The sequence below is a fragment of the Vibrio sp. 10N.222.48.A3 genome (assembly GCF_041475345.1).
GTDB classification, from domain to species: domain Bacteria; phylum Pseudomonadota; class Gammaproteobacteria; order Enterobacterales; family Vibrionaceae; genus Vibrio; species Vibrio tasmaniensis_A.
In genome coordinates, this window is sequence record NZ_JBFRVX010001258.1 from 1 (window position 1) to 598 (window position 598).

A 598-nucleotide genomic window follows, 5' to 3' on the forward strand; every position below is an offset into this window, starting at 1 on the left:
GACACTAATGCTCTTCACCATTCTGATAGTAAACCTGTTAAGAACGAGAAAGCTAACGTAGAAAGCCAAACTAACTTAGACAAAAAGAACGATGACGCCTGATTGGATCGGAGCCTTTGTTGTTGGGTTGATCGGCGCAGGTCACTGCATGGGAATGTGTGGTGGCATTGCGTCGCTTCTTTCAATTGGAAACAGTAAACCTTCCCCTGTCATTCCCCTGCTTTATAACCTAGGACGCTTGCTAAGCTATGCCGTGATTGGCGGTGTGATTGGCGGTGCAATTTCTTCTATAGGTCAGCTAAGCGATTTTAACGCTCTGCTAGGTTGGCTGCGATTATTTGCTGCTGGCTTTATGATCGTCTTAGGTTTGTATATTGGCAAATGGTGGTTCGGCTTGTTGTTTTTTGAAAAAGTCGGACAAAAACTATGGCGCTATATCTCTCCTGTCGGTAAATCATTTCTACCATTGAAGCATCCTAGTCACGCTCTACCATTTGGTTTCATTTGGGGGTGGTTACCATGTGGCCTTGTTTATTCTATGCTTACATGGGCGGCCGTATCAGGAAGTTGGTATAACGGAGCGGGTATCATGCTTGCT

Annotated in this window: 1 protein-coding gene and 1 pseudogene; both read left to right on the forward strand. The window is 45.2% G+C overall.

The genetic code is table 11. From position 1 onward, the window contains the following. Positions 1-102: pseudogene (locus AB4653_RS25475) on the forward strand (cbb3-type cytochrome oxidase assembly protein CcoS); the annotation flags it as partial. Then, the coding region (locus AB4653_RS25480; RefSeq protein WP_372105617.1) for a sulfite exporter TauE/SafE family protein at positions 92-598 on the forward strand (507 nt) is incomplete at its 3' end. The pseudogene AB4653_RS25475 and the gene AB4653_RS25480, both read left to right, overlap by 11 nt.